This is a genomic window from Shewanella sp. MF08487 (genome assembly GCF_050848685.1).
GTDB classification, from domain to species: Bacteria; Pseudomonadota; Gammaproteobacteria; order Enterobacterales; family Shewanellaceae; genus Shewanella; species Shewanella glacialipiscicola.
This window is the reverse complement of sequence record NZ_JBOZPB010000015.1, coordinates 1-21,824: the sequence shown is the minus strand read 5'-3', so window position 1 is coordinate 21,824 and position 21,824 is coordinate 1. Positions and strand designations below refer to the sequence as shown.

Annotated in this window: 14 protein-coding genes; 9 read left to right on the top strand and 5 right to left on the bottom strand. The window is 46.5% G+C overall.

The features are described from left to right. Positions 1–273 precede the first annotated feature (273 nt). The 7 genes from ACRN9H_RS11575 to ACRN9H_RS11545 all read left to right on the top strand — a co-directional run bounded on the left by ACRN9H_RS11575 (position 274) and on the right by ACRN9H_RS11545 (position 14,424). A complete protein-coding gene (locus ACRN9H_RS11575; protein ID WP_432313813.1) occupies positions 274–822 on the top strand; it encodes a phage tail protein in 549 nt (182 codons plus the stop codon). Between the two features lie 97 nt (positions 823–919). Then, positions 920–1,765, top strand: coding sequence for a sulfotransferase family protein (locus ACRN9H_RS11570; RefSeq protein WP_432313811.1), 846 nt, complete (start codon positions 920–922; stop codon positions 1,763–1,765). 69 nt (positions 1,766–1,834) lie between these two features. Beyond that, a complete protein-coding gene (locus ACRN9H_RS11565) occupies positions 1,835–10,255 on the top strand; it encodes an Ig-like domain-containing protein (protein WP_432313809.1) in 8,421 nt (2,806 codons plus the stop codon). A gap of 236 nt (positions 10,256–10,491) precedes the next feature. Next, positions 10,492–11,073, top strand: coding sequence for an ADP compounds hydrolase NudE (gene nudE / locus ACRN9H_RS11560; protein ID WP_432313808.1), 582 nt, complete (start codon positions 10,492–10,494; stop codon positions 11,071–11,073). A gap of 120 nt (positions 11,074–11,193) precedes the next feature. After that, on the top strand, positions 11,194–12,006 hold the full coding sequence (gene cysQ / locus ACRN9H_RS11555; protein ID WP_432313806.1) for a 3'(2'),5'-bisphosphate nucleotidase CysQ: 813 nt from the start codon (positions 11,194–11,196) through the stop codon (positions 12,004–12,006). Positions 12,007–12,013: 7 nt separating this feature from the next. After that, the gene (locus ACRN9H_RS11550) at positions 12,014–12,463 is read left to right on the top strand and encodes a GNAT family N-acetyltransferase (protein ID WP_432313804.1); all 450 of its coding nucleotides are present in this window, start codon (positions 12,014–12,016) and stop codon (positions 12,461–12,463) included. A 98-nt stretch (positions 12,464–12,561) separates the two neighbouring features. Further along, a complete protein-coding gene (locus tag ACRN9H_RS11545) occupies positions 12,562–14,424 on the top strand; it encodes an MFS transporter (RefSeq protein ID WP_432313802.1) in 1,863 nt (620 codons plus the stop codon). A 96-nt stretch (positions 14,425–14,520) separates the two neighbouring features. Here the strand turns inward: ACRN9H_RS11545 and mnmH are convergent, their stop codons facing one another. The 3 genes from mnmH to ACRN9H_RS11530 form a co-directional block, all read right to left on the bottom strand. Beyond that, positions 14,521–15,630 (bottom strand): tRNA 2-selenouridine(34) synthase MnmH, encoded by a 1,110-nt coding sequence (mnmH, locus tag ACRN9H_RS11540; RefSeq protein ID WP_432313930.1) that lies wholly within the window; start codon positions 15,628–15,630, stop codon positions 14,521–14,523. Beyond that, positions 15,630–16,688 (bottom strand): selenide, water dikinase SelD, encoded by a 1,059-nt coding sequence (selD, locus tag ACRN9H_RS11535; protein ID WP_432313801.1) that lies wholly within the window; start codon positions 16,686–16,688, stop codon positions 15,630–15,632. Before selD ends, mnmH begins: the two co-directional genes overlap by 1 nt. Positions 16,689–16,785: 97 nt before the next feature. Further along, complete coding sequence (locus ACRN9H_RS11530; protein WP_432313799.1) at positions 16,786–17,892, bottom strand: acyl-CoA desaturase; 1,107 nt, start codon at positions 17,890–17,892, stop codon at positions 16,786–16,788. Positions 17,893–18,036: 144 nt separating this feature from the next. On the opposite strand from ACRN9H_RS11530, the gene fabR reads away from it, so the two are divergent. Then, on the top strand, positions 18,037–18,651 hold the full coding sequence (gene fabR / locus ACRN9H_RS11525; RefSeq protein ID WP_432313797.1) for an HTH-type transcriptional repressor FabR: 615 nt from the start codon (positions 18,037–18,039) through the stop codon (positions 18,649–18,651). An 84-nt stretch (positions 18,652–18,735) separates the two neighbouring features. On the opposite strand, the gene trmA is transcribed toward fabR, so the two are convergent. After that, positions 18,736–19,833, bottom strand: coding sequence for a tRNA (uridine(54)-C5)-methyltransferase TrmA (gene trmA / locus ACRN9H_RS11520; RefSeq protein WP_432313795.1), 1,098 nt, complete (start codon positions 19,831–19,833; stop codon positions 18,736–18,738). Between the two features lie 242 nt (positions 19,834–20,075). Between trmA and murI the strand changes: the two genes are divergently transcribed. Beyond that, positions 20,076–20,894 (top strand): glutamate racemase, encoded by an 819-nt coding sequence (gene murI, locus ACRN9H_RS11515; protein WP_432313794.1) that lies wholly within the window; start codon positions 20,076–20,078, stop codon positions 20,892–20,894. Positions 20,895–20,930: 36 nt separating this feature from the next. On the opposite strand, the gene ACRN9H_RS11510 is transcribed toward murI, so the two are convergent. Further along, positions 20,931–21,392 (bottom strand): RNA-binding protein, encoded by a 462-nt coding sequence (locus ACRN9H_RS11510; protein ID WP_432313792.1) that lies wholly within the window; start codon positions 21,390–21,392, stop codon positions 20,931–20,933. Between the last annotated feature and the right edge of the window lie 432 nt (positions 21,393–21,824).

Sequence of the window (21,824 nt, the reverse complement as noted above, 5' to 3'; positions counted from 1 at the left end):
GTGGAGAATGATAATTTACACTGATTTATTTTTGTACAATTGTGTTTATTGATTTTTAACCTATGTTTAATTGTAATCAATTTGTTTTGTTTTTGATTTAGGTTATCTAGATAGTCCTCTCATCGCTTGATGTGGATGATGTTGTAATCAGCTAAAGGAACTCGCTGTCGATTAAATGTCGTGAGTAATCATTTCGTTGAAAAACGTTAAATAGACAAAATCGTTATTTTAAGGAGAAAAACAATGTCAGATCCATTTATGGGCGAAATTCGCATGTTTGCTGGTACATACGCCCCGCGTGGCTGGGCACTCTGTAATGGCCAGTTGCTGGCAATATCCAGCAATTCTGCGTTGTTCTCGCTGTTGGGCACTAACTATGGTGGTGATGGTGTAACGACTTTTGCATTGCCTAACCTGCAAAGCCGCAGCCCTGTAGGTACGGGTACAGGTGGTGGTTTAACTAATGTTCAATTGGGCCAGGTTGGTGGTGTTGAAAGCACGACGTTGACTACCCTTAATATGCCCGCTCACAATCATGCGGCAACAGGTACTGCAAGCATTTCTGTTGGTGGTACGCCATCGAATCCTGCGTTGGCGCCGACCGCTACCAACAATATTCTTGGTGGATCTATTGGCGGCTCGCCTGCTGCTGCAGCTATCTGGTCAGATCAATTGAGTGGGCCCGTTAATATGGGTAACCAATCAACAGTTAGTGTTACGGTACAAAATTCTGGTGGCAGTCAACCAGTCGCTCTTCGCAATCCTTACCTTGGTATGAACTTCATCATTGCTCTTGAGGGAATATACCCTTCTCGTAATTAGCTGTTGTTGTAACTTATTAATTAAGTTACGCAATGGACGCCTACCTGATGGTTGAAATCGGGTAATTTGATGGCCGTTACCTTTGTGAGAATGCATTTTGGATAATAACCAACCGTTTCATTTTATCTCCGGCCTGCCGCGCTCAGGTTCCACATTATTGGCGGCGCTACTGCGTCAAAATCCGCGTTTTTATGCGGGAATGAGCAGCCCTGTAGGGGGGTTGTTCAATGGTTTACTCAACCAATTCAGCGCGGGTAGTGAATACGGTTCTGTAATTACTCAAACCCAGCGACGACGACTGCTGAAAGGACTTTTTGAAAGTTATTACGCAGACGAAAAAGACAAAGATATTATTTTTGATACCAATCGTATCTGGCCAGCCAAATTGCCCGCGCTAATGGACTTGTATCCCCAAGCCAAAGTGATTGCTTGCGTGCGCAATGTGGCTTGGGTTATGGATAGCATCGAAAAAATTTATCGCGCCAATCCTTTTGAAAATACCAAGCTGTATAACGATGATATAGAGCGCAATACGGTTTATAGCCGGGTCGAGACACTTGCACAGCGTAATCGTTTAGTGGGTTTTGCCTGGGCTGCGTTGAAGGATGCTTATTATGGCCAGCATGCGAAATCATTGTTGTTAATTGAATACGATCTGCTCGCTGAAACACCAGAAAAGGTAATGCGGCTGGTATACGAATTTATCGGCGAGCCGTGGTACGAACATGATTTTAATAATGTTCAATACGATGCGCCGGAGTTTGACCAGGCACTGGGGCTAGACGGATTGCACCGTGTTCGTTCGAAAGTGGCGGCTCAACATCGCAACACTATTTTACCGCCCGATTTATTTAATCAGTACACCAGTTTGAGTTTTTGGAATGACGAACCTTTCAGTGAAGCTAATGTGATCAGGATAAAAAAATCGCTACCAGTAACATAAAAGCCAAACAGCAATATTAAGTTAGTAAAACATTATTTAATCGTTTAGAGCGATTATCGAGGAAACATTATGTCATGGATCAATGTCCCCAAGGCTAACCCAGTTCAAGCCTTTAATCGTGTCTCCCATGCGCCTAATGCACGAAACTTATGGTGCGCCTTGGCGACAGCGATCCAGTGTGCCTACGCTGCTCCAATGCTGCAGTTTATACCTGCTACCCACGCATCAACTAGCGTTGCTAGTATTGCAGCTAAATCAAACTTGATTTTAGTATTTGTAGATAGCCGAGTACCTGATGCAGATCAGCTGTTAATGAATATCGCCAAAGGTACTGAAGTCATCTATCTCAACCCAGAAGAAGATGGACTGCAACAAATTGCACGTGCACTCGTGCAACAGCGTGATATTCAATCCATTCAAATTATTTCTCATGGTGATGCAGGTCAACTGCAATTGGGGAATGGATTTGTCTCCAGCAAGAATCTCAATACTTATGCCAATGAATTACAAACAATCAAACATTCACTGCGCGCTGGTGGAGATATTTTGCTGTTCGGTTGTGATGTTGGTGCGGGTGCAGAGGGGCAAACTTTTGTTAATCAATTGGCATTGGCAACAGGAGCAGATGTAGCGGCGTCAGTAAATAAAACGGGGAATGTAAAAAACGGTGGTGATTGGGAGTTGGAAATTGCGACCGGTGCAATTAAAAGCACACCGGTGATGAACTTGGCCGCTATGAACGATTACGAAAGCACTTTGCATACAGCAAGTGTTAATTCGGTCGCTCAGCTCAAGGCAGCAATCGCCACGGGAAACACCGATGGTGTAGCTGACACTATCACTCTGACGGGAAATATCACCTTTGCCTCGGCAGCTGACGCCATCGCAATCAATGTGACTGATGGCCAAACCATGAGTATTGTTGGTGGTGGTTTTACCCTGAGTGGAAATAACCAAACCCGTGTGCTGGATGTGTCTACGTCCGGTGCTGGCTCATCAGTTGCTATTAGCAACCTCACTATCAGCAATGGCTTTCTCACCGGTGCTGGTGGCAATACCCCGGGTAATGCCGTGGGGATTGCTGGTGGGGACGCATTAGGCGCCAATATCCGCAACACGGGTACGCTGACCATTACAAACAGCACAATTACCGGTGGTAAGGCGGCAGGCGGTGGTGGTGGTGGTGGTGGCGCAGGTGGTGGCGGTGGCGCAGGTGGTGGTGGTGGTGGTTTTGGAGCGACGTTTGGCGGTGCGGGCGGTACTAATCCGACGCATACGGCAGGCTCAGCCTCAGCAGGCACTGGGGGCGATGGCGCTGGATTCGGTAATCTGGTTGGTGGTGGTGGTTCGAGCACTGGCGGCGCGGGCGCCAGCTACGGAAACAGCTACACCAACGGCGGTAACGGCGGCAGCGCTACAAATGGTCCGATCAGTATTGGCGGTGGAGGTGGCGGTGGCGGATACTCGTTTGGAGGGGGACGTGGCGGTAATGCTGCAGGCGGTATTTACAATACCGGTTTGCTGACAATCACTGGTAGCAGTATCACCAATAACGTTGCGGCAGGCGGTGGAGGCGGTGGCGGTGGAGCTACTGGAATCAGTGGAAATGGCGGTGATGCGGGCTCTGCTATTGGTGCCATCTGGAATGTTGGGGGGACTGTACAAATCGATACCAGTACCAACACGTCACTAGCCACAGGAAACGCAGCGGCTGCTGGAGGTATAGGCATTACCAACAACGGTGGAAGTTCAAATGGAGCAGCTGGTACTGCCACTTCGCAGATTCGCACAACAGGCGGTGGTACTACCGATACCAGTTATAGCCCGGTTCCAACGGTCTCTAACGGTAACATCAGCATTTCCGGCGCAAGTGGTACTGGTGGTGCTTATAAAATTGGCGACACAGTTACCGCTACCTGGAATAACACCGCCGGTGGCGATAACAATTCTGGTATTACCGGCGTAACTGTTGACTTCTCACAATTTGGCGGTGGTGGTGCTGTAGTCGCAACAAATAGCAGTAATACCTGGACTGCTACTTACACCATTGTTTCAGGTGCAGTGGACACCACTAGTCGTAACGTTAGTGTGACAGCGACTAGTTCAGGCGGGAGCGACACTGCTGCCGACACCACCAATGCCACCGTCGATAGCATCGCTCCGACAGTCAGCAATGCCAATATCAGTATTTCCGGCGCAAGCGGAACCGGCGGCGCCTATAAAATTGGCGATACCGTCACTGCAACCTGGAACAACACCGCAGGCGGTGATAACAATACCGATATCATCAGCGCGGCCACCGTCAACTTCTCCCAATTTGGCGGTGGTGCTGCCGTTGCCGCAACGAACAGCAGTGGTACCTGGACAGCAACCTACACTGTTGTTGCTGGTGCCATTGACACCACTAGTCGAAATATTTCTTTCAGCTCAATCGATAACGCGGGCAATGCCACAACGACTGCCGATGCGACTAACGCGACGGTCGATAATATTGCGCCGACCGTCTCCAGCACGGCTCCTGATGGCGGTGCGGTATCAACGGATGTCAGTGTGGATTTCACCGTGACCTTTAATGAGTCAGTGAGCAATCTATCGACGGATGATTTTGCACTTGGACTTACGGGCAGCGCCAACGGCACAATTTCCGGCGTTTCAGCTTCTTCGGGTTCCAGTGTGGATGTGACCGTTAGCGGTATTACCGGTAATGGCACCATCAAGGTCAATCTGAATGGTTCAACCAATATTGTGGACGATGCCGGTAACGGCGTGGCGGCATTTACTGCCGGGTCGACTCATACTGTGGCTATTCCAACCGCCCCCGATGCGCCCACCATTGGCACAGCCACCGCAGGCGATGGGCAGGTAGAGGTAACCTTTACCGCCCCTGGCGATAATGGTGGCTCGGCTATCACTACCTACACCGCGATCGCCAGCCCTGGCGGCGCGACCGGACAGTGTGCTGGCCCGGCGGCCTGTACCGCTACGGTGACCGGCTTAACTAACGGTACTGCCTATACCTTCACCGTCACGGCAACCAACGCGGCGGGTACCAGTGTGGTTTCCGGTGCATCCAACTCGGCAACCCCCAAAGCCGACCAGATAATTACGTTTGCCAACCCCGGTGCACAGAACTTTGGTACCACACCCAACTTGTCTGCAACCTCAGATACCGGGCTCACCATCACCTTTACGTCGTCTACGACCGGTGTATGTACAGTAAGTGGAGTCGCCTTGACCTTTGTGGCAGCAGGCACCTGTACGATTGATGCCGACCAGACCGGCAATGCAGCGACCAATGCGGCCACTACGGTAAGCCGTTCCTTTACCGTTAATGCCATAGTTCCTGATGCACCGACTATCGGCAGCGCAACCGCAGGCGATACCCAGGCCAGCGTTGCGTTTATTGCGCCTGCCAGCACCGGTGGCACTGCCATTACCGGTTACACAGTGAACTCTAGTCCTGGTGGTATTACTGAGGTTGGTGCTGGTTCGCCCATCACAGTAACAGGCTTGACCAACGGTGTGGCTTACACCTTTACCGTAACCGCCACCAACTCGGCGGGTACCGGTTCGGCATCGACGGCATCCAACTCAGTTACACCGGCGGCGAATCAGACGATTACCTTTAATAACCCGGGGGCACAAGACTTCGGCACCGCACCAACCCTGACTGCAACCGCAGATTCGAGTTTAACACCGGTATTTACCTCATCGACCACCGGTGTTTGTACCATCACCAGTGTGGGTGCCTTGACCTTTGTCACCACAGGCACCTGTACGATTAATGCGGATCAAGCCGGTAATAGCAGCTACTTAGCGGCTACCCAGATAAGTCGTAGTTTTGCGGTGAATGCGGTAGTGCCCGGTGCACCAACTGCTGCCACTGCCACTGCGGGCGATGCCCAGGCTGCAGTGTCATTCTTTGCACCTATATTTATCGGCGGTGCAGCGATTACGGGTTATACGGTGACTTCTAGCCCCGGTGGTTTTACGGGTTCGGGAGCAGGATCTCCAATTACAGTTCCAGGGCTTTCAAATGGTACGGCCTATACATTTAGTGTTACTGCGGCGAATACTGTGGGAAGTGGTAATGCTTCAAGTGCGAGTAACTCTGTGACGCCAAATGGTGCACCGACTATTAGTGGTTCGCCGATATTAATAGTGAATCAGGATGCTTCGTACCAGTTTACGCCAACAGCGTCTGACTCTGTGGGAGATACACTTAGCTTTAGTATTAGTAATAAACCTACGTGGGCAACGTTTAACACCGCGACAGGCATGTTGTCTGGTATTCCATTAAATCAAGATGTTGGTGTGACTAACGGAATTGTTATCAGCGTTTCTGATGGCGCTTTATCCGCGAGTCTACCAGCGTTTAATTTAACAGTGACGAACGTGAACGATGCACCGACGATTAGTTCTATGGCTATGACTGCAGCGACCCAAGATGCAGCGTATAACTACATCTTTGCGGCTGCGGATGCTGATGTGGGCGATGTACTTACGTTAAGCGCGATAACTAAGCCTAGCTGGCTAAGCTTCAACGCCGCGACTGGTGTATTAAGCGGCACGCCTACTAATGCTGATGTGGGTTCTCACCCAGTGACGCTAAGGGTGACAGACACAGATGGCTTAACGGCTGACCAATCCTTCATAGTTATTGTGACCAACGTCAACGATGCACCTGTGATTAGCTCTCCAGCCATCACTACAGCAACTCAAGATATAGCTTACAGTTACACAGTGATAGCTACAGACTTAGATGTGGGTGCTGTGTTAACCCTCAGTGTAGTGACCAAACCGAGCTGGTTGAGTTTCAACTCGGTGACAGGTTTACTCAGTGGTATGCCGAGCAATGCGGATGTGGGCAGTCATGCTGTGTTACTGCGAGTGACGGACGCTGACGGATTAACAGCAGATCAATCGTTTAATATTACAGTCACTAATAGCAACGACGCACCTACCATCACTTCAACAGCAACTACGGCCGCAGTGCAAGACGCTGTTTACAGCTATACCTTTGCCGCTACAGATGTCGATATGGACGACGTACTGACATTTAGTGCGGTGACGATACCAAGCTGGTTGAGTTTCAACACGGCGACAGGGTTACTCAGTGGCACGCCAGGCAATGCGGATGTGGGCAGTCATGCTGTGTTACTGCGTGTGACGGACATAGATGGCTTAACGGCTGAGCAGTCCTTTAGCATTACAGTGACTAACGTTAACGATGCGCCTGTTGCGACGAGTGCAAGTGTGACCTTAGAGGAAGATAGCTCTGTGATGATCACGCTTACCGCGGAGGATGCAGATAGTGATCCTCTTACCTATGAAGTGGTGAGCCAACCTGAATCGGGCACTTTGGAGCAGCATGGAACTGTGTGGTTATACACACCGGAGAAAGATTTCAACGGTGCAGATCAGATAAGCTTTATTGCTAAGGATGCTGAACTGAGTTCTGAGCCTGCAACTATCACCATGAATGTCACGCCAGTGAATGATGACCCACAAGCTGTAGATGATAATTACACTCTAGCCAGCACCGCGGATGATAAATACACACTACCTGCGCTAGATAATGATGTTGATGTGGACGGTGATGCTTTGACTATCGATGGCGCGGCAGCAGACATAGGTAATGTGCAGATTACTGCTGATGGACTCATATTTACTGCCCCTGCAGCTTATGTTGGTCCGGTTGCACTTCGTTATACCATTAGTGATGGTCAGAAAGGGCGCGCAAGTGCAAAAGTAAACTTACTGGTAGAAGGTGGGGAGGCTGACAATTTACCTGTTATTACTGTACCTAGTGATGTTGAGGTTAATGCAACAGGCTTGTTCACTCGGGTGGATCTAGGGTTTGCGAAGGCCGTCGATCGTAATGGTCATCCACTGCCCGTTTCTTTGGTCGATAAGCGTTTATTCTTTGCCCCTGGTAGTTACCTTGCTTACTGGCAAGCCGTAGATCGTGATGGCAATAAAGCGACTAAGGCTCAGAAAGTAAAAGTGCATCCATTAATTTCCTTGAGTAAAGATCAAGTCGTGGGTGAGGGTAATGAGGTTGTTGTTAGTATTCACTTAAACGGTGTAGCGCCTGAGTATCCAATATCAGTTCCTTATACTGTTTCAGGTTCCGCGGACAGCAATGATCATGACTTAGTCGATGCGGTAGTGGAGATTACTTCAGGTACATTGGCCCATATTCACTTTAGAACCATAGAGGATGGGGAAGTTGAGGCTGAAGAAGAGGTGCTGATCAGCCTAGATCCAAGTTTGAATTTAGGCAGTAAGAAGCAAACACAAGTGTCGATCACTGAGGCTAACATTGCCCCGAGCGTGACTCTTGAGGTGACTCAAGCGGGTGAACGTCAGTTGATCGTGGCACAAAATGGTGGCGAGGTTCATATTCATGCGCAGATTAGCGATGCCAACATGAACGATACTTTGACATCTGTATGGTCGAGTGGCGCGCTGAACTTGCAGTCCGATGATGCGGGGATGTTCTTCTTGCCGACAGAGGTCTTGCCGGGCATTTATCCTGTGAGCCTGACTGTGACGGATAGCGGCTTACCCGTGCTGTCTACCACCGAGAAAGTTTATATTGTTGTGCGCCCATCTTTGCCACCTCTGACTGGGACTGATACCGACGGTGATTTGATCCCTGATAACCAAGAGGGATTTACCGATACAGACCGCGATGGCATTCCAGATTACTTGGATGCAATCAATGATTGTAACGTGATGCCTGAAGGTGAGTTGCAGCCTGTGTACTTCCTGGCAGAGGGGCAAGCGGGCGTGTGCTTACGCTTAGGTAATATTGCACTGATGCAAGAGCAAAGTGGTATTCAACTATTACCTAATCTGGTTCCTGAAGACAGTATCGCGGCCAATGTGGGAGGAATTTTTGACTTTATTGCTACAGGACTACCGCAACAAGGGCAGAGTTACAGTCTGGTGATACCACAACGTTCGCCAGTTCCTGCCAATGCAGTATATCGTAAGTATCAAGCCCAAAATGGTTGGAAGGATTTTGTGATTGATGCGCGTAATAGTGTCGCCAGTAGTGAAGGCGAGCGTGGTTTCTGCCCTCCTCCTGGAGATAATCGTTGGACTTCTGGATTAACTGAAGGCCATTGGTGTGTGCAGTTAACCATAGAAGATGGTGGGCCAAACGATGACGATGACGTCGCTAACCGAACCATTGTTGACCCAAGTGGCGTGTCAGTGATACTCAATGGTAACCATTTACCTGTGGCGAACCCAGATACGGCATCTTTACCTTGGAATCAGAGTCTCGATGTCGATGTGCTCGCCAATGATACGGATAGCGATGGTGATGCCTTGACGGTTACACAAGTCACCAGCGAGTTCGGAACTGTAGTTATCTTGGCTAATCAGCAGTTAAGTTACACGCCAGCAACCGATTTCATCGGTACAGATGTGCTGGTGTATAGCATTACCGATGGTAAAGGTGGTACTGCGAGTAGTGAGTTGACTGTGATTGTTAATGGCAATACAGCACCTACGACAGTGAACGATAGTGCTGCCATAGATGACAGAACGAGCTTGTTACTCGATGTGTTGAGTAATGACAGTGATCCCGATGGCAACGTTTTAACCTTAGTCAGCGCAACCGCGCAGCAAGGAACGGTTTCTGTTGAGTCTAATAAACTACGTTATATCCCTAAAACTGGATTTGATGGAGTAGATACTGTGAGTTATCAGATTAGTGATGGATTGGGCGGCGAAGCAACTGGGCAAGCGTTAATCACAGTTAAGGCATACCAAGAAGTGGTGATAGATAACAAGTCGGGTGGAGGCAGTATGTCCTTATGGGCATTAGGTTTGATTTTTACAATGGGTTTAATTCGTCGTAAGAAATTACATCAATTAGTCTTGGGCGCTGTGTTGCTCGCAGGCTCTGTTAATCAAGCAAATGCGGCTGATAACTGGTACGTCGAGGGATTTGTCGGGCAAGCTCAGGTTGATAGCAGCAGGCGAGATCTACAGCCACAAGCGGGGACAGGCTTGGTAACATCGGTTGATGATAAAGATACTGCTTTGGGTGTGAGTATCGGTTATCAATGGACTCCCTTTGTTGCCATCGAATTAGGCTATGCCGACTTTGGTAATGGGACTGCGAGGATTGAGGGCGCAAGTCTCACCCCTGAGCAATATCATGAGCAGGTCAAAGCCGTGACGCCAGTACTGGCCGATGGTGTCATGCTGGGATTACGTTTCACTTTACTCCAACATGAAGCTTGGCGGTTTGAAGTACCCATCGGATTGTTTAAGTGGCAAGCGGATATCAGTAGCACTATGGGCAATAGCCGTTTAACTACGGAGCTTGATGGTACAGATTGGTATGCAGGTTTGCGTTTTAGCTATCAATTTACTGATTCATGGTCTGTAGGTTTGGGATATCAATATGTGGATATTGAGCCTAATGATTTCCTCAGTTATCAGCTCAATCTACGATATCAATTTTAAGCGTTAGCATATCAAAAGGGGCATCAGCCCCTTTTAACTATCCAATAAAAACATCATATTTGAGAATATTTTGAAGGTGTTCACTTAAGGCTGGGCTTGGTTTGTGATGCATATCGCAAAGGATTTGTGGCTTACCATTAGGAGCATGTAACAAATTCAGGTTGTAGATTAAAGACAGGATAGTAAGATTGTCACTTACCTTATTTAATTTATCGCTTTTTTATCCAGAGGCAGTTATGTCGCAGCGGCAGAATAAGCCGGAAATATTGCATACCGAAATTGTCGCGAGAAGTCGATTATTTCAAATTGAGCAAGTGCATCTTAAGTTCTCCAATGGTGTCGAGCGCCAATATGAGCGCATGAAAGGCGGTAGTCGTGGCGCTGTGATGATAGTGCCTATTCATCAAGGGCAAATGCTACTGGCACGCGAATATGCTGCAGGAACTGATAATTACGAGCTCGGTTTTCCTAAAGGTCTTATCGACCCAGGTGAATCGCCAATCGAAGCAGCTAACCGTGAATTGCAGGAAGAAATTGGCTTTGGGGCGAATAAGCTCACGCTATTGAAAGAACTTAGCCTAGCGCCGGGGTATTTCTCCAGTAAGATGCAAATTTTTCTTGCAGAAGATCTGTATGAGAGTCGCCTTGAAGGTGATGAGCCAGAGCCCATTGATGTGGTGCCTTGGGCGCTCGCCGATTGGGAAGCCTTGCTCGATGATGTCGATTTTTCTGAATCCCGTAGTGTGAGCGCGTTGTTTTTGGCGCAAAAATATTTATACCTAAACATCCAGAAGATGCAGGGTTTAAAGGGCATTTAACGCACTGAAACTCGTATATTCAGGTAGCTTGGGTATATAACTTAAATAATCTTTTTCCTTTTAAGCGTTCAGAGTTTGCACGCTTGCAAAACATTCGCTCAGCAGGCGATTGGAGTTGTTATGAAGCCAGAAGAGTTGATCGACGAAGTTATTGTGATTGCGACCGATGCCGGGATAACTATCCGTGACATTTATCTCAAAGGTAATTTTGAGCGAGAAATGAAGTCTGACAATACCCCTGTCACTTCCGCAGATTTAGCGGCGAACAAGATCATTTGTGACCGATTAACTGCTTTAACGCCTGATATTCCGGTGTTATCTGAAGAGGCGGCCGACATTCCGTTGAGTGTGCGTGAATCTTGGAAGCGCTATTGGTTGGTGGATCCGCTCGATGGTACGGGGGAGTTTATCGCGGGCAGTGGTGATTTTTCAGTCATTATCGCGCTGGTGGAACACAATCGTCCCGTGATGGGCGTAGTTTATGTGCCTATGACGCAAGTGTGTTATTACGCTATTGCTGGTTTAGGGGCGTACAAACGCACGGATAAACAAGAAGTGCGTATTAGCAGTCGCCAAATTGAGCACCGTGAAAAGGTATCCCTAAGATTGGCCGTAAGTCGCCGTCAGGACCCTCAATCTGTGTTGACCCTATTCAACCATCCCAAACACTGCGAGTTAGTCGTGATGGGTGGCGCAGCGTTGAAGAGCTGTCTTGTCGCGGAAGGTCGTGCTGATTGTTATGTACGAGTCGGACCAACGGGCGAGTGGGACACGGGAGCCGCGCAAATTATCGTCGAGGAAGCGGGTGGACAGTTGATGGATACTGAGCTGCAACCGTTAACCTACAATGAGCGCGAGAGCTTAGAAAACCCTAACTTCATCGTAGTGGGTGCACCCAACTTAGAGTGGGATAAGATTTTAATAGGTGAATGATTTTCGAATGCAGTCTATACGTCCGGTATTAAAGTCAGAGTTATTCTCGGTTTATCAGCTTGAGCAGGCCATTTTTGGCGAACACAGCTATCCCGATTTTTTCTTCCGTCAGGGATTTGATTGTTGGCCAGAGCAATTTTTAGTGGTTGTGGATGCAGATAGTCAGCTACAAGGCTATTTGCTCAGTGCCCAGAGTAGCGATCCTACTTGTATGTGGATTTTATCTGTTGCTGTAAGTGAAGATGCTCGCGGAAAGGGATTAGGCAAACGTTTGATGCAACAATGTTTAGCCGAGTTGCCAGTGTCAGTTGAGCGGGTGTGTTTAACCGTTGATCCGAGTAACCCTGCCCATGGCTTATATCAGCATTTAGGTTTCATTGATTCAACTTTTGAGGCCGATTACTTTGGTGCAGGCATGGAGAGAATTGTGATGCAGTATCGTCGCTCCTCAGTGTGAGCGAGCACGTTGCCATCTATACATCAACCGACCTTGTCACCATGAAAGCTCTTATACTGCATTAACTTACAGGCAATCGACGATTAAAGAGAATGACCATGTTGTTAACTAAACGTTTTTTGCCTTATTTTGTCACGCAGTGTCTGGGGGCCTTAAACGATAATTTCTATAAAAATATTTTATTGTTATTGGTGACCTTTAGCCAAGTGCAGGATTTGCCCATTAGTGTCGATCTATTTGTTAATTTAGCCGCTGGGTTATTCATTTTACCGTTTTTTCTATTTTCGGCTCATGCGGGAGTGGTCGCCGATAATATGGATAAGGCCAAGCTTATCCGCCGATTAAAATTACTCGAAGTTATCATCATGTTCAGTGCCGCTATCGCAATCTTGAGCGAGAATTACATGATGATGTTATTACTGTTGTTTTTAACCGGTAGCCAGTCAGCCTATTTTGGTCCGGTTAAATATTCCTTATTACCCCAAGCGTTACAAGAGGACGAGTTAGTCTCGGGGAATGCTTGGGTTGAGATGGGCACCTTTTTAGCCATTTTAATTGGCACCTTGAGTGCTGGCATACTCATCTTTGAAGAAAATGGCACGTTTTGGTCGGCCATCATTGTTACTACATTGGCATTGGTGGGGTATTTGGCCAGCCGTGCTATTCCTGCATTACCCCCGCAAGGTATCATCGAAAAAATTCGCTTTAGACCATTATCGGGTACCTGGCGCAGTATTCAAAAAGCTCGCCAAACACCATCAATCTGGATGGCGATTATTGCAATTAGTTGGTTTTGGTTTTTAGGTGCCACTTATCTGACGCAGTTTCCCAATTTTACTAAGCTGCATTTGCACTCTGGTGCCGCAGTGGTGTCGTTACTATTAGGTCTGTTTTCAATTGGGATTGCTGTTGGTTCATTTGTTTGTGAGCGATTTTCTTACGGTCATGTTGAGCTAGGTTTATTGCCATTTGGCGCACTCGGGTTGACCCTTTTTGGCATTGACTTGTTGTGGGCCATTCCGCCAGTACCTGTTGATGTCAGTGTTGTTTACGGCGTTAAAACTTTTATTAGCCAGGCGCAGCATTTTAGAGTCATGTTAGATTTCTTTATGATTGGCGTCAGTGGCGGCCTATTTATCGTGCCTTTGTATGCTTTTATACAATCGCGCTCAGCTAAGGGTGAATGTGCTCAGGCTATTGCGGCAAATAACATTATGAATGCGTTATTTATGGTGGCTTCTGCACTGTTATCTATGTTGTTGCTCGGTGTTGCGGGTTGGACTATCCCACAACTATTCCTGCTGCTTGCCTTGATGAACTTCGGGATAATTCTTTACGTTTATTCACAAGTGCCCGAATTTACCTTGCGCTTTATCAGTTATTTGCTGAGTCATGTTATGTATCGCGTGACAGTAAGAGGTCGCGAAAACATTCCTAAGCAAGGAGCGGGTATCATAGTTTGTAACCACGTGAGTGAAGTGGATGCATTGATTATTATGGGTACCTCGATACGGCCAATCCGCTTTGTGATGGATAAGTCGGCTAACGAGCAGCCTCTACTTAAATCTGTATTTCGTCACGCAGGCGTGATCCCTATCTGTTCACCTAAGCAGAGTGAAGCAACCTATAACCAAGCCTTTGAGGCGATTCATGAGGCGTTATCTAATAACGAGTTGGTGTGCATTTTTCCTGAGGGGCGACTCTCGTTAGACGGCACATTGGGTGAGTTTAATGCGAATATCGATAAAATCTTAACCAGAGATCCGGTACCAGTGATCTCTATGGCACTTGAAGGATTGTGGGGTGCTTATTTTAGTCACAAAGATGGGCAGGCATTAACGGCAATACCCATACGATTTCGCTCAAGGGTATCTGTTACTCTAGCTGACGCTATTGATGGTCATGTGGCAAATAAAGATTTGTTAAGAATTCAAATAGCGAGCCTGCTGGGTAAGCCATAAACTGTAGGCTTAATCGATAGCGTCATCACCGTGAATTTTACGTTCGCGGTGATGCCTCTAAAGATGGCTATTGTGGAAGATTATTACTGTTGAAGATTATGATTGAGGCTGATAGCCATCTAACCATTCGTGCACTGCTTGATGCGAACCTTTAAAGAGCACCCGTTCAGACTTTTTCTGTAATTGGTATTGATACATAGGATCGTAATATTTTTGCAGCAATAGGTTTATCCAGCTGAAGTGCAGGGAGGTGTCATTAGTGCTGATTTGTTGATCTAAGGCCTGTTGTATTAAATCTTGCAGTTCTTGATGCTGTTTACCGCCTAATCGCTTACTAATACTGCCTAATCCTTGCAACAAATATTCGCTAAAAGCGGTAAAGCCCGCTTCAAGACCGAAGCGTTCACAGAATCCGCTATGCATTTTATGCACATACTCATTACGTAAACGGTCTAGCCTAGCATCGTCAGTCTCTTCTAATACGATGACATTCGCGGTTTGCATGGCGTTATAAAACGTTTGTGGCAATGCCGAACGACCAATAAGAAAGCTTTCATCCTCAAGTAATAAATAGTCAACACCACTGTTTTGATGTTGCAGTAAGGCAATAGCGAGTTGGTTTTCGAAGTTAATTTGCGTTGGCTGTGGGTCAATGTTCTTACCAAAACTTGAGCCCCTATGGTTGGCTATTCCTTCAAGATCAACCGCTTCTTTACGCAGTAGTAAAAAATCGGTTTTACCGCTGCCCGTCATCCCGCTCAAACTTAAAAAGGGCAGCTGTGCTGGCGTTGTTTCAATCACCCCCATTAAATACTGGCGCATGGCTTTATAGCCGCCCTGAATATAGGGTACCTCTATGCCAGCTTCTTTGAGCCATTGTTGCGTCAGTTGCGAGCGTAGGCCACCACGAAAGCAATAAAGGTAAGCATTAGGGTTGGCTTTAAAATAGCTTATCCAAGCCTCAACTCTTTGTTGCTTGATTGAGCCATTCACCAGCGAATGGCCTAGTTCAATTGCAGCTTGCTGACCTAATTGCTTATAACAAGTGCCGACACTTTCTCTTTCGTCATCAAGCATCAACGGTAAATTAGTCGAGTTGGGAAAAGCGCCTCGCGCAAATTCGATAGGCGCCCTCGCATCCATGATTGGATGTTGATTTAGAAAAATCTCTCGATATTGATCAGCGGTAATAATAGGACTAGGTATCAACACAACACCACGCTAGCTTGAGTAGTGGGTGTTTCAAGCGTTCCAATGCAAATTGGCGCTATTTGGTGTGCCTCGAGCAGGGCGATAAGTTCGGCTTCGGCATCGCTAGAGACGGCAACTAATAGACCACCGCTGGTTTGCGGATCGCACAAAATCGCTTTTTGATGTTCGTTCAGTTTGGGTAGGTGTTCCCCATAACTATCGTAATTGCGGTGGGTGCCGCCAGGAACACAGCCTAAGGCTAAATAATCTAAAGCGCGTGGCAGTAATGGAACAGTGTCAAATTTAAGTTTTGCCGTGAGCTTGGCGCCTTGGCACATTTCGAGTAAATGCCCTGCCAATCCAAAGCCTGTGACGTCAGTCAGCGCATTTACTCCGCCGATTTTGGCCATTTTTGTGCCGATAGTATTGAGCTGGCACATCGCATTGACTGCAATGAGGCAATCTTCATCTTTGAGTTTTTTTTGTTTTTGCGCCGTAGTGAGAATACCAATACCGATAGGTTTAGTGAGATATAAGCGATCGCCCGCCTTGGCGGTATCATTTTGCTTTAAATCACTTAATGCAATTTGGCCAGTCACCGCGAGACCAAAAATCGGTTCAGGTGCATCGATACTGTGGCCACCGGCTAACATAATCCCTGCTTCCATACAGGCTTGACGTCCACCATCTACCACTTGTTGAGCTATCTCGGCTGGCAGTTTATTAATTGGCCAACCTAAAATCGCAATCGCCATAATTGGCGTGCCGCCCATGGCATAAATATCACTGATAGCATTAGTCGCTGCAATGCGGCCGAAGGTAAAGGGGTCATCGACAATGGGCATGAAAAAATCGGTAGTGCTGATGATACCCACGTCGTCGTTGAGTTTGTATACCGCAGCATCGTCGCGGCTCTGGTTACCCACGAGTAAATTTGGATCTGTGAATACAGGAAGCTGCGAGGCAAGAATAGTGCTCAGTACTTTGGGTGAAATCTTACAACCGCAGCCTGCACCGTGACTGTATTCTGTGAGTTTTATCGTTTCGGAGAGAGTAACCGTGGGAGATGACATGAACTCAATATCCTGTATTAAAGTGATTGAGGCATCATGATAATCCGATACGGCCACCATGCAAGGCGGCCGTTCGACTTTAGCGTAAAATTGTGGTTTAGCTATAACTTGCGGTAAGGCTTTGCCAGTTCTTTTTTTGAGTTAAAAAACGGGTTTTTAACTCAGCAACCTGTTGCAATAATTGTTTATCTACCAGTTGCTTGCGTTTCGCTTCCAATAAGATTTTTTGGGCCTGATAGTATTCAATTAAGTGTTCTTTCATTAATTCATACTCAAATTGAATTTTATCAATAATCTCATCGGCATTAGGCAAGTGAACGACATTGTTTTTAGTGCGTAAAAGCTGCATCTGTAGCCGTGCACTTTCAATACGTTCTTGCGGGCTAGTGCGTAAGTCTTTTGCTAAACCCGCCCATGATAAAGCTTTAATGAGCCATTTAGTGGGGTCGTAATGCCACCATTTAATGCCATTGCGATAGTCATTTTCAAAGATGTGATGGAAATTATGGTAGCCCTCACCGTAGGTCAACATGGCGATAAAACCATTGTCACGCGCAGTGTTTTTATTGGTATAAGGCTGGCTACCCCACACGTGCGCTAACGAGTTGATAAAGAATGTACAGTGATGCACCACCACTAAACGCAGTAAACCCGCCATCAATAACATAGACAGCACGTCACCATTGAGCCAACCAAGCAGTGCAGGCAGTCCAATGTTCATCAGCAACACGAGTGCGAGGTAATGTTTGTGTTGCCACATGACAATACGGTCATTTTGCAGATCGCGCACATTTTGATAATCGTGATAGCGTTGCGACTGATACTCACGCAGCATCCAACCTATATGGCTGTACCAAAATCCCATTTTAGCTGAGTACGGATCTTTGTCGTTATCATCTACATGTTTGTGGTGGACTCTGTGATCAGATGCCCAGTGCAACGCACTGTTTTGTAATGCTAAAGCACCACCAAGGGCATATATAAAACGCACCGCTGGATGGGCTTTATAGGCCTTATGCGACCAGAGTCTGTGATAACCGGCGGTGATCGACAGACCACTGGCAAAGGCTAACACAATAAACGCAATCCACTCACTGGCACCATAGCCGTGAACAATACCGCGCCATGGAACTAAAATCACCGCACTGAGGAAAGTGATGGCAAACAGACTGACATTAAGCCAGAGGATAGGGGGTTTTTTCATTATAGGTTTCCAAAATTCGCTTTTGAGCGTACATCTGTAAGCTAATTTAGCTTAGCTATATTGTTTGGTCAAGGACGATGGGGCTGTGTTTAATGCCTAAAAGCGGTATTATCGCGTTATTACATTCAGTTAGCGGATTTAAGAATGGGTATTCGAGCACAGCAAAAAGAGAAAACTCGCAGAGCTTTAGTCGATGCGGCCTTTAATCAGCTAAGTGCTGAGCGCAGTTTCTCAAGTTTAAGTTTGCGAGAGGTTGCTCGGGAAGCTAATATCGCGCCGACATCTTTTTATCGTCATTTTAAAGATATGAACGAACTCGGTCTTACTATGGTGGACGAGGGCGGGTTAACCCTAAGGCAGATGATGCGCAAAGGCCGTCAGCGAGCTGAAGTGGGTGGCAGTGTGATCCGTATTTCCGTTGATACCTTTATGGAAGTACTGGATTCTAATCCAAACGTATTCCGTATTTTATTGCATGAACGCTCGGGGACTTCGGCGGCATTTCGTGCAGCAGTTGCCCGCGAAATTGAACATTTTATTTCTGAACTTGCCCATTATACCGAGGCAAAAGCGGGGCGAACCCCATTGCTCGCGCGTGCACAGGCCGAAGCTTTAGTGATTTTGGTTTTTAACGCAGGCGCTGCCGCATTAGATATGAAGCGAGTCGATCGTAAAATACTTGCCGATCAATTAGTCATGCAGTTGCGCATGGTCGCTAAAGGTGCTGAAGCCTTGCAGAATAGGGTAGATCATCGCTAGTTTGAACGACAGACTTAATTTATATAAAACAAAGGAGCCCTAGGCTCCTTTGTTTTATATCTCTAATCAATACATTGAACGCGACTAACGACGCTCTAGCAGGACCCCCGTTTCCATGTGGTCAGTGTAGGGGAATTGATCGAACAAGGCAAAACGGGTCACTTTGTGAGTTTGGTTTAGCTGTTGCAGATTGTCTTTTAAGGTTTCAGGGTTACAAGATATATATAAAATGCGCTCGTAACCTTGCACTAATGCCAATGTATCCGGATCGATCCCTGCGCGTGGTGGGTCAACAAAAATGGTGTTGCAAACATAACTGTCAAGATCGATACCTTCTAGGCGTCTAAAGCTACGTTTCTTCACCATAGCATCGCTAAAATCTTCAGCTGACATACGAATAATCTGCAGGTTTTCAATGCCATTTACTTCAATGTTGTATTGCGCCGCATCGACTGAAGGCTTAGCGAGTTCGGTGGCTAATACGCGATTAAAGTTTTGTGCCAGTGCGATAGAGAAATTGCCATTACCACAGTAGAGTTCTAGCAGATCCCCATGACTATTTTGAGTCGCATCGATAGCCCACTCCAACATTTTTACGGAAACTTTGGCATTCGGTTGAGTGAAGCTGTTTTCGATTTGCTTATATAAGAAGGTTTTATCATTTACTTGTAATGACTCGACCACAAAGTCTTTATCTAAATCGATTTTTTGCTTACGGGCACGGCCGATGATGTTGACGTTGAACTGGCTACTTAACTTGGCTTTCAGTGCAGCCGCATCGGCGCGCCATTGGTCATCAAGCTGTCTGTGATAAAGCAAGGACACTAAGATCTCGCCGCTTAAAGTCGACAAAAAATCCACTTGGAACAGTTTATGTCTTAGACTAGGATTCGGTTTTAGCTCGGCGATTAAGGCCGACATCATTTGATTGATGAGCACGCTGGCTGGCAAGTATTGATCGCATCGTACTTTCTCATTCAATACTTTATCGAACATGTAATAGTATAAGTCGTCACCGTCATGCCACATGCGGAATTCGGCACGCATACGGTAGTTGGCAGGCTCTGAGGCAAAAACTTCAACACTCGGTGTTTCAAATTGGGCAAAGGCTTGTTCTAGCTTGATACGCTTGTGTTCTAACTGCGTATCATAAGTCTGAGGGTCCATTGCTGCTAAGTTCATTGTTTGATTCACCGTTGCTGTAAATTGGGGCGCAAATATTATACTAGGTGACACGAATGTCCAGCATCTTGCTTTTGCTGTTTACGCAAAGCTGTGGGAAAATCCGCGCGCTTGAGTGTGATTCTATGGGTACTCAATGAGTATTTGGTTGGATTCATCCGGTCATCAAGCATCGAATCAATTTTGTAGTAATGTGTTCAATCTGTATAGCCTATTTGTTGTAACCGAAACGGGAGACTTACTTGTCGCGACCTATATTAGTGTTTGATTCTGGGATTGGTGGTTTATCTGTACTGGCTGAAATCCGCAAGAGCTTACCCCATAGCGATTATTGCTATCTTTTCGACAACGCTAGGTTGCCCTATGGAGAGTTAGAAGAGCAGGTATTAATCTCTGGTTGTGTAAAATTAGTATGCGAACTCGTCGCCCGTACTAATGCAGCAATTGTCGTCGTTGCCTGCAATACCGCAAGCACAGTTGTGCTACCGGCATTACGTGCAAACCTCAGTATTCCTGTTGTGGGCGTTGTACCCGCTATCAAACCCGCGGCACAGATGTCTAAGAGTAAACGTATTGGACTCTTGGCTACACCAGGCACAGTTAAGCGTCATTATACCCATGAACTCATCAGCCAATTTGCTGATGATTGCCATGTCGAACTCTTTGGTTTTTCTGAATTAGTGATGATGGCAGAACAAAAAGTGGCGACTGGAATGTTGGATATGCATAGATTGGCACAGTTACTCGCACCAGTCGTTGCCGCACAATTGGATGTTCTCGTACTAGGTTGTACTCATTTCCCTATGATCAAAGCTGAATTACAGCAAGTACTGGGGGGGAGCGTAACGCTATTGGATTCTGGCGCCGCGATTGCAAAACGGGTCGTTACGCTTTTAACGCAACAAAATCTAATTGTGGAAGAGCACAGAGTCACTGATGAGGTAGTTGGGCTGTCAGTAATGCAGGCGTTCTATACTAAAGCGGAAATCAACGAAGGCTTGATAAGAACATTAATTGATTGTGGCTTTTCAACTATCGAACGAATCACCACAACCAACTAAACTTATAACGTCACATAAAACAGGTTAGCGGTAAGGCTATTCTTCAGAAGTACGATCGGCAGCTTCTGAATCTTGTGTTTTTGCTTCTCTTACTTTTAAGGTTCTTTCTTGGAAGCTATAGTCGTTCAGTTTAACCATGGCTTTCTGAGCGCCAGATTCTGACATCTCTACAAAACCAAAACCTTTACGGCGGCCAGTCTTACGATCTCTGACTAAACGCACAGAGTTAACCGGGCCAAACTCACCAAATAATACTTTTACTTCACCTTCATGAACACGATAAGGCAGGTTACCTACATAAAGTGTCATAGTAGGACCAACATATTGTTCTTCTGTAGCATGAGATGATGAAGTCTCAGGAACAAGTTTGAAAATAAGGCTAGTCACAATAACACCTGCAACAAAGGCAATATAAGCCGGCAGGGTAGGTGCGAACTGAAATAGCACAAAGGCGCCAACAATGGCGACAATCAAAACAATAAGAAATGACTTTTGCATAAGAATGCTCTCTGATGAATGGAAAATTGATAAATAACTGTTAACAGCAAGTCATATGGTAATGAATTATTTACTTTTACACTAGAGCATTGCTGAAATATTGAGCGTGAATTATCAATTATTAGATAAAAAAGCTTATCTATTCATTATAAAAGGGGTATTTAAGCTAAAAAATGGCCATAACGTTTAAAATACCGACGTACGACTCAATGAACCATAAAAAGCGCTTGCGGACTTTCTCAATCTCCCTATAATGCGCATCCACTGACACGGCAATGAGCGTAACGCAAGTTAAGCAAATAACCCAGTTAGTTCATCGGTTAGCAAGCTAAACGATGAGTGTTGAGAAAGTTGAAAAAACTACTTGACGCCCCAACGGGAATGCGTAAAATACGCAGCCCTGACCCGCTGTAAACTCAGTGTGTGGTCAAC

Bases quoted from the DNA above. Each gene is read 5' to 3' on its own strand.
- fabR (WP_432313797.1), top strand. From the start codon at position 18,037: ATGGGTATTCGAGCACAGCAAAAAGAGAAAACTCGCAGAGCTTTAGTC.
- ACRN9H_RS11510 (WP_432313792.1), bottom strand. From the start codon at position 21,392: ATGCAAAAGTCATTTCTTATTGTTTTGATTGTCGCCATTGTTGGCGCC.
- ACRN9H_RS11545 (WP_432313802.1), top strand. From the start codon at position 12,562: ATGTTGTTAACTAAACGTTTTTTGCCTTATTTTGTCACGCAGTGTCTG.
- nudE (WP_432313808.1), top strand. From the start codon at position 10,492: ATGTCGCAGCGGCAGAATAAGCCGGAAATATTGCATACCGAAATTGTC.
- trmA (WP_432313795.1), bottom strand. From the start codon at position 19,833: ATGAACTTAGCAGCAATGGACCCTCAGACTTATGATACGCAGTTAGAA.
- ACRN9H_RS11575 (WP_432313813.1), top strand. From the start codon at position 274: ATGTTTGCTGGTACATACGCCCCGCGTGGCTGGGCACTCTGTAATGGC.
- ACRN9H_RS11530 (WP_432313799.1), bottom strand. From the start codon at position 17,892: ATGAAAAAACCCCCTATCCTCTGGCTTAATGTCAGTCTGTTTGCCATC.
- cysQ (WP_432313806.1), top strand. From the start codon at position 11,194: ATGAAGCCAGAAGAGTTGATCGACGAAGTTATTGTGATTGCGACCGAT.
- ACRN9H_RS11565 (WP_432313809.1), top strand. From the start codon at position 1,835: ATGTCATGGATCAATGTCCCCAAGGCTAACCCAGTTCAAGCCTTTAAT.
- selD (WP_432313801.1), bottom strand. From the start codon at position 16,688: ATGTCATCTCCCACGGTTACTCTCTCCGAAACGATAAAACTCACAGAA.
- ACRN9H_RS11550 (WP_432313804.1), top strand. From the start codon at position 12,014: ATGCAGTCTATACGTCCGGTATTAAAGTCAGAGTTATTCTCGGTTTAT.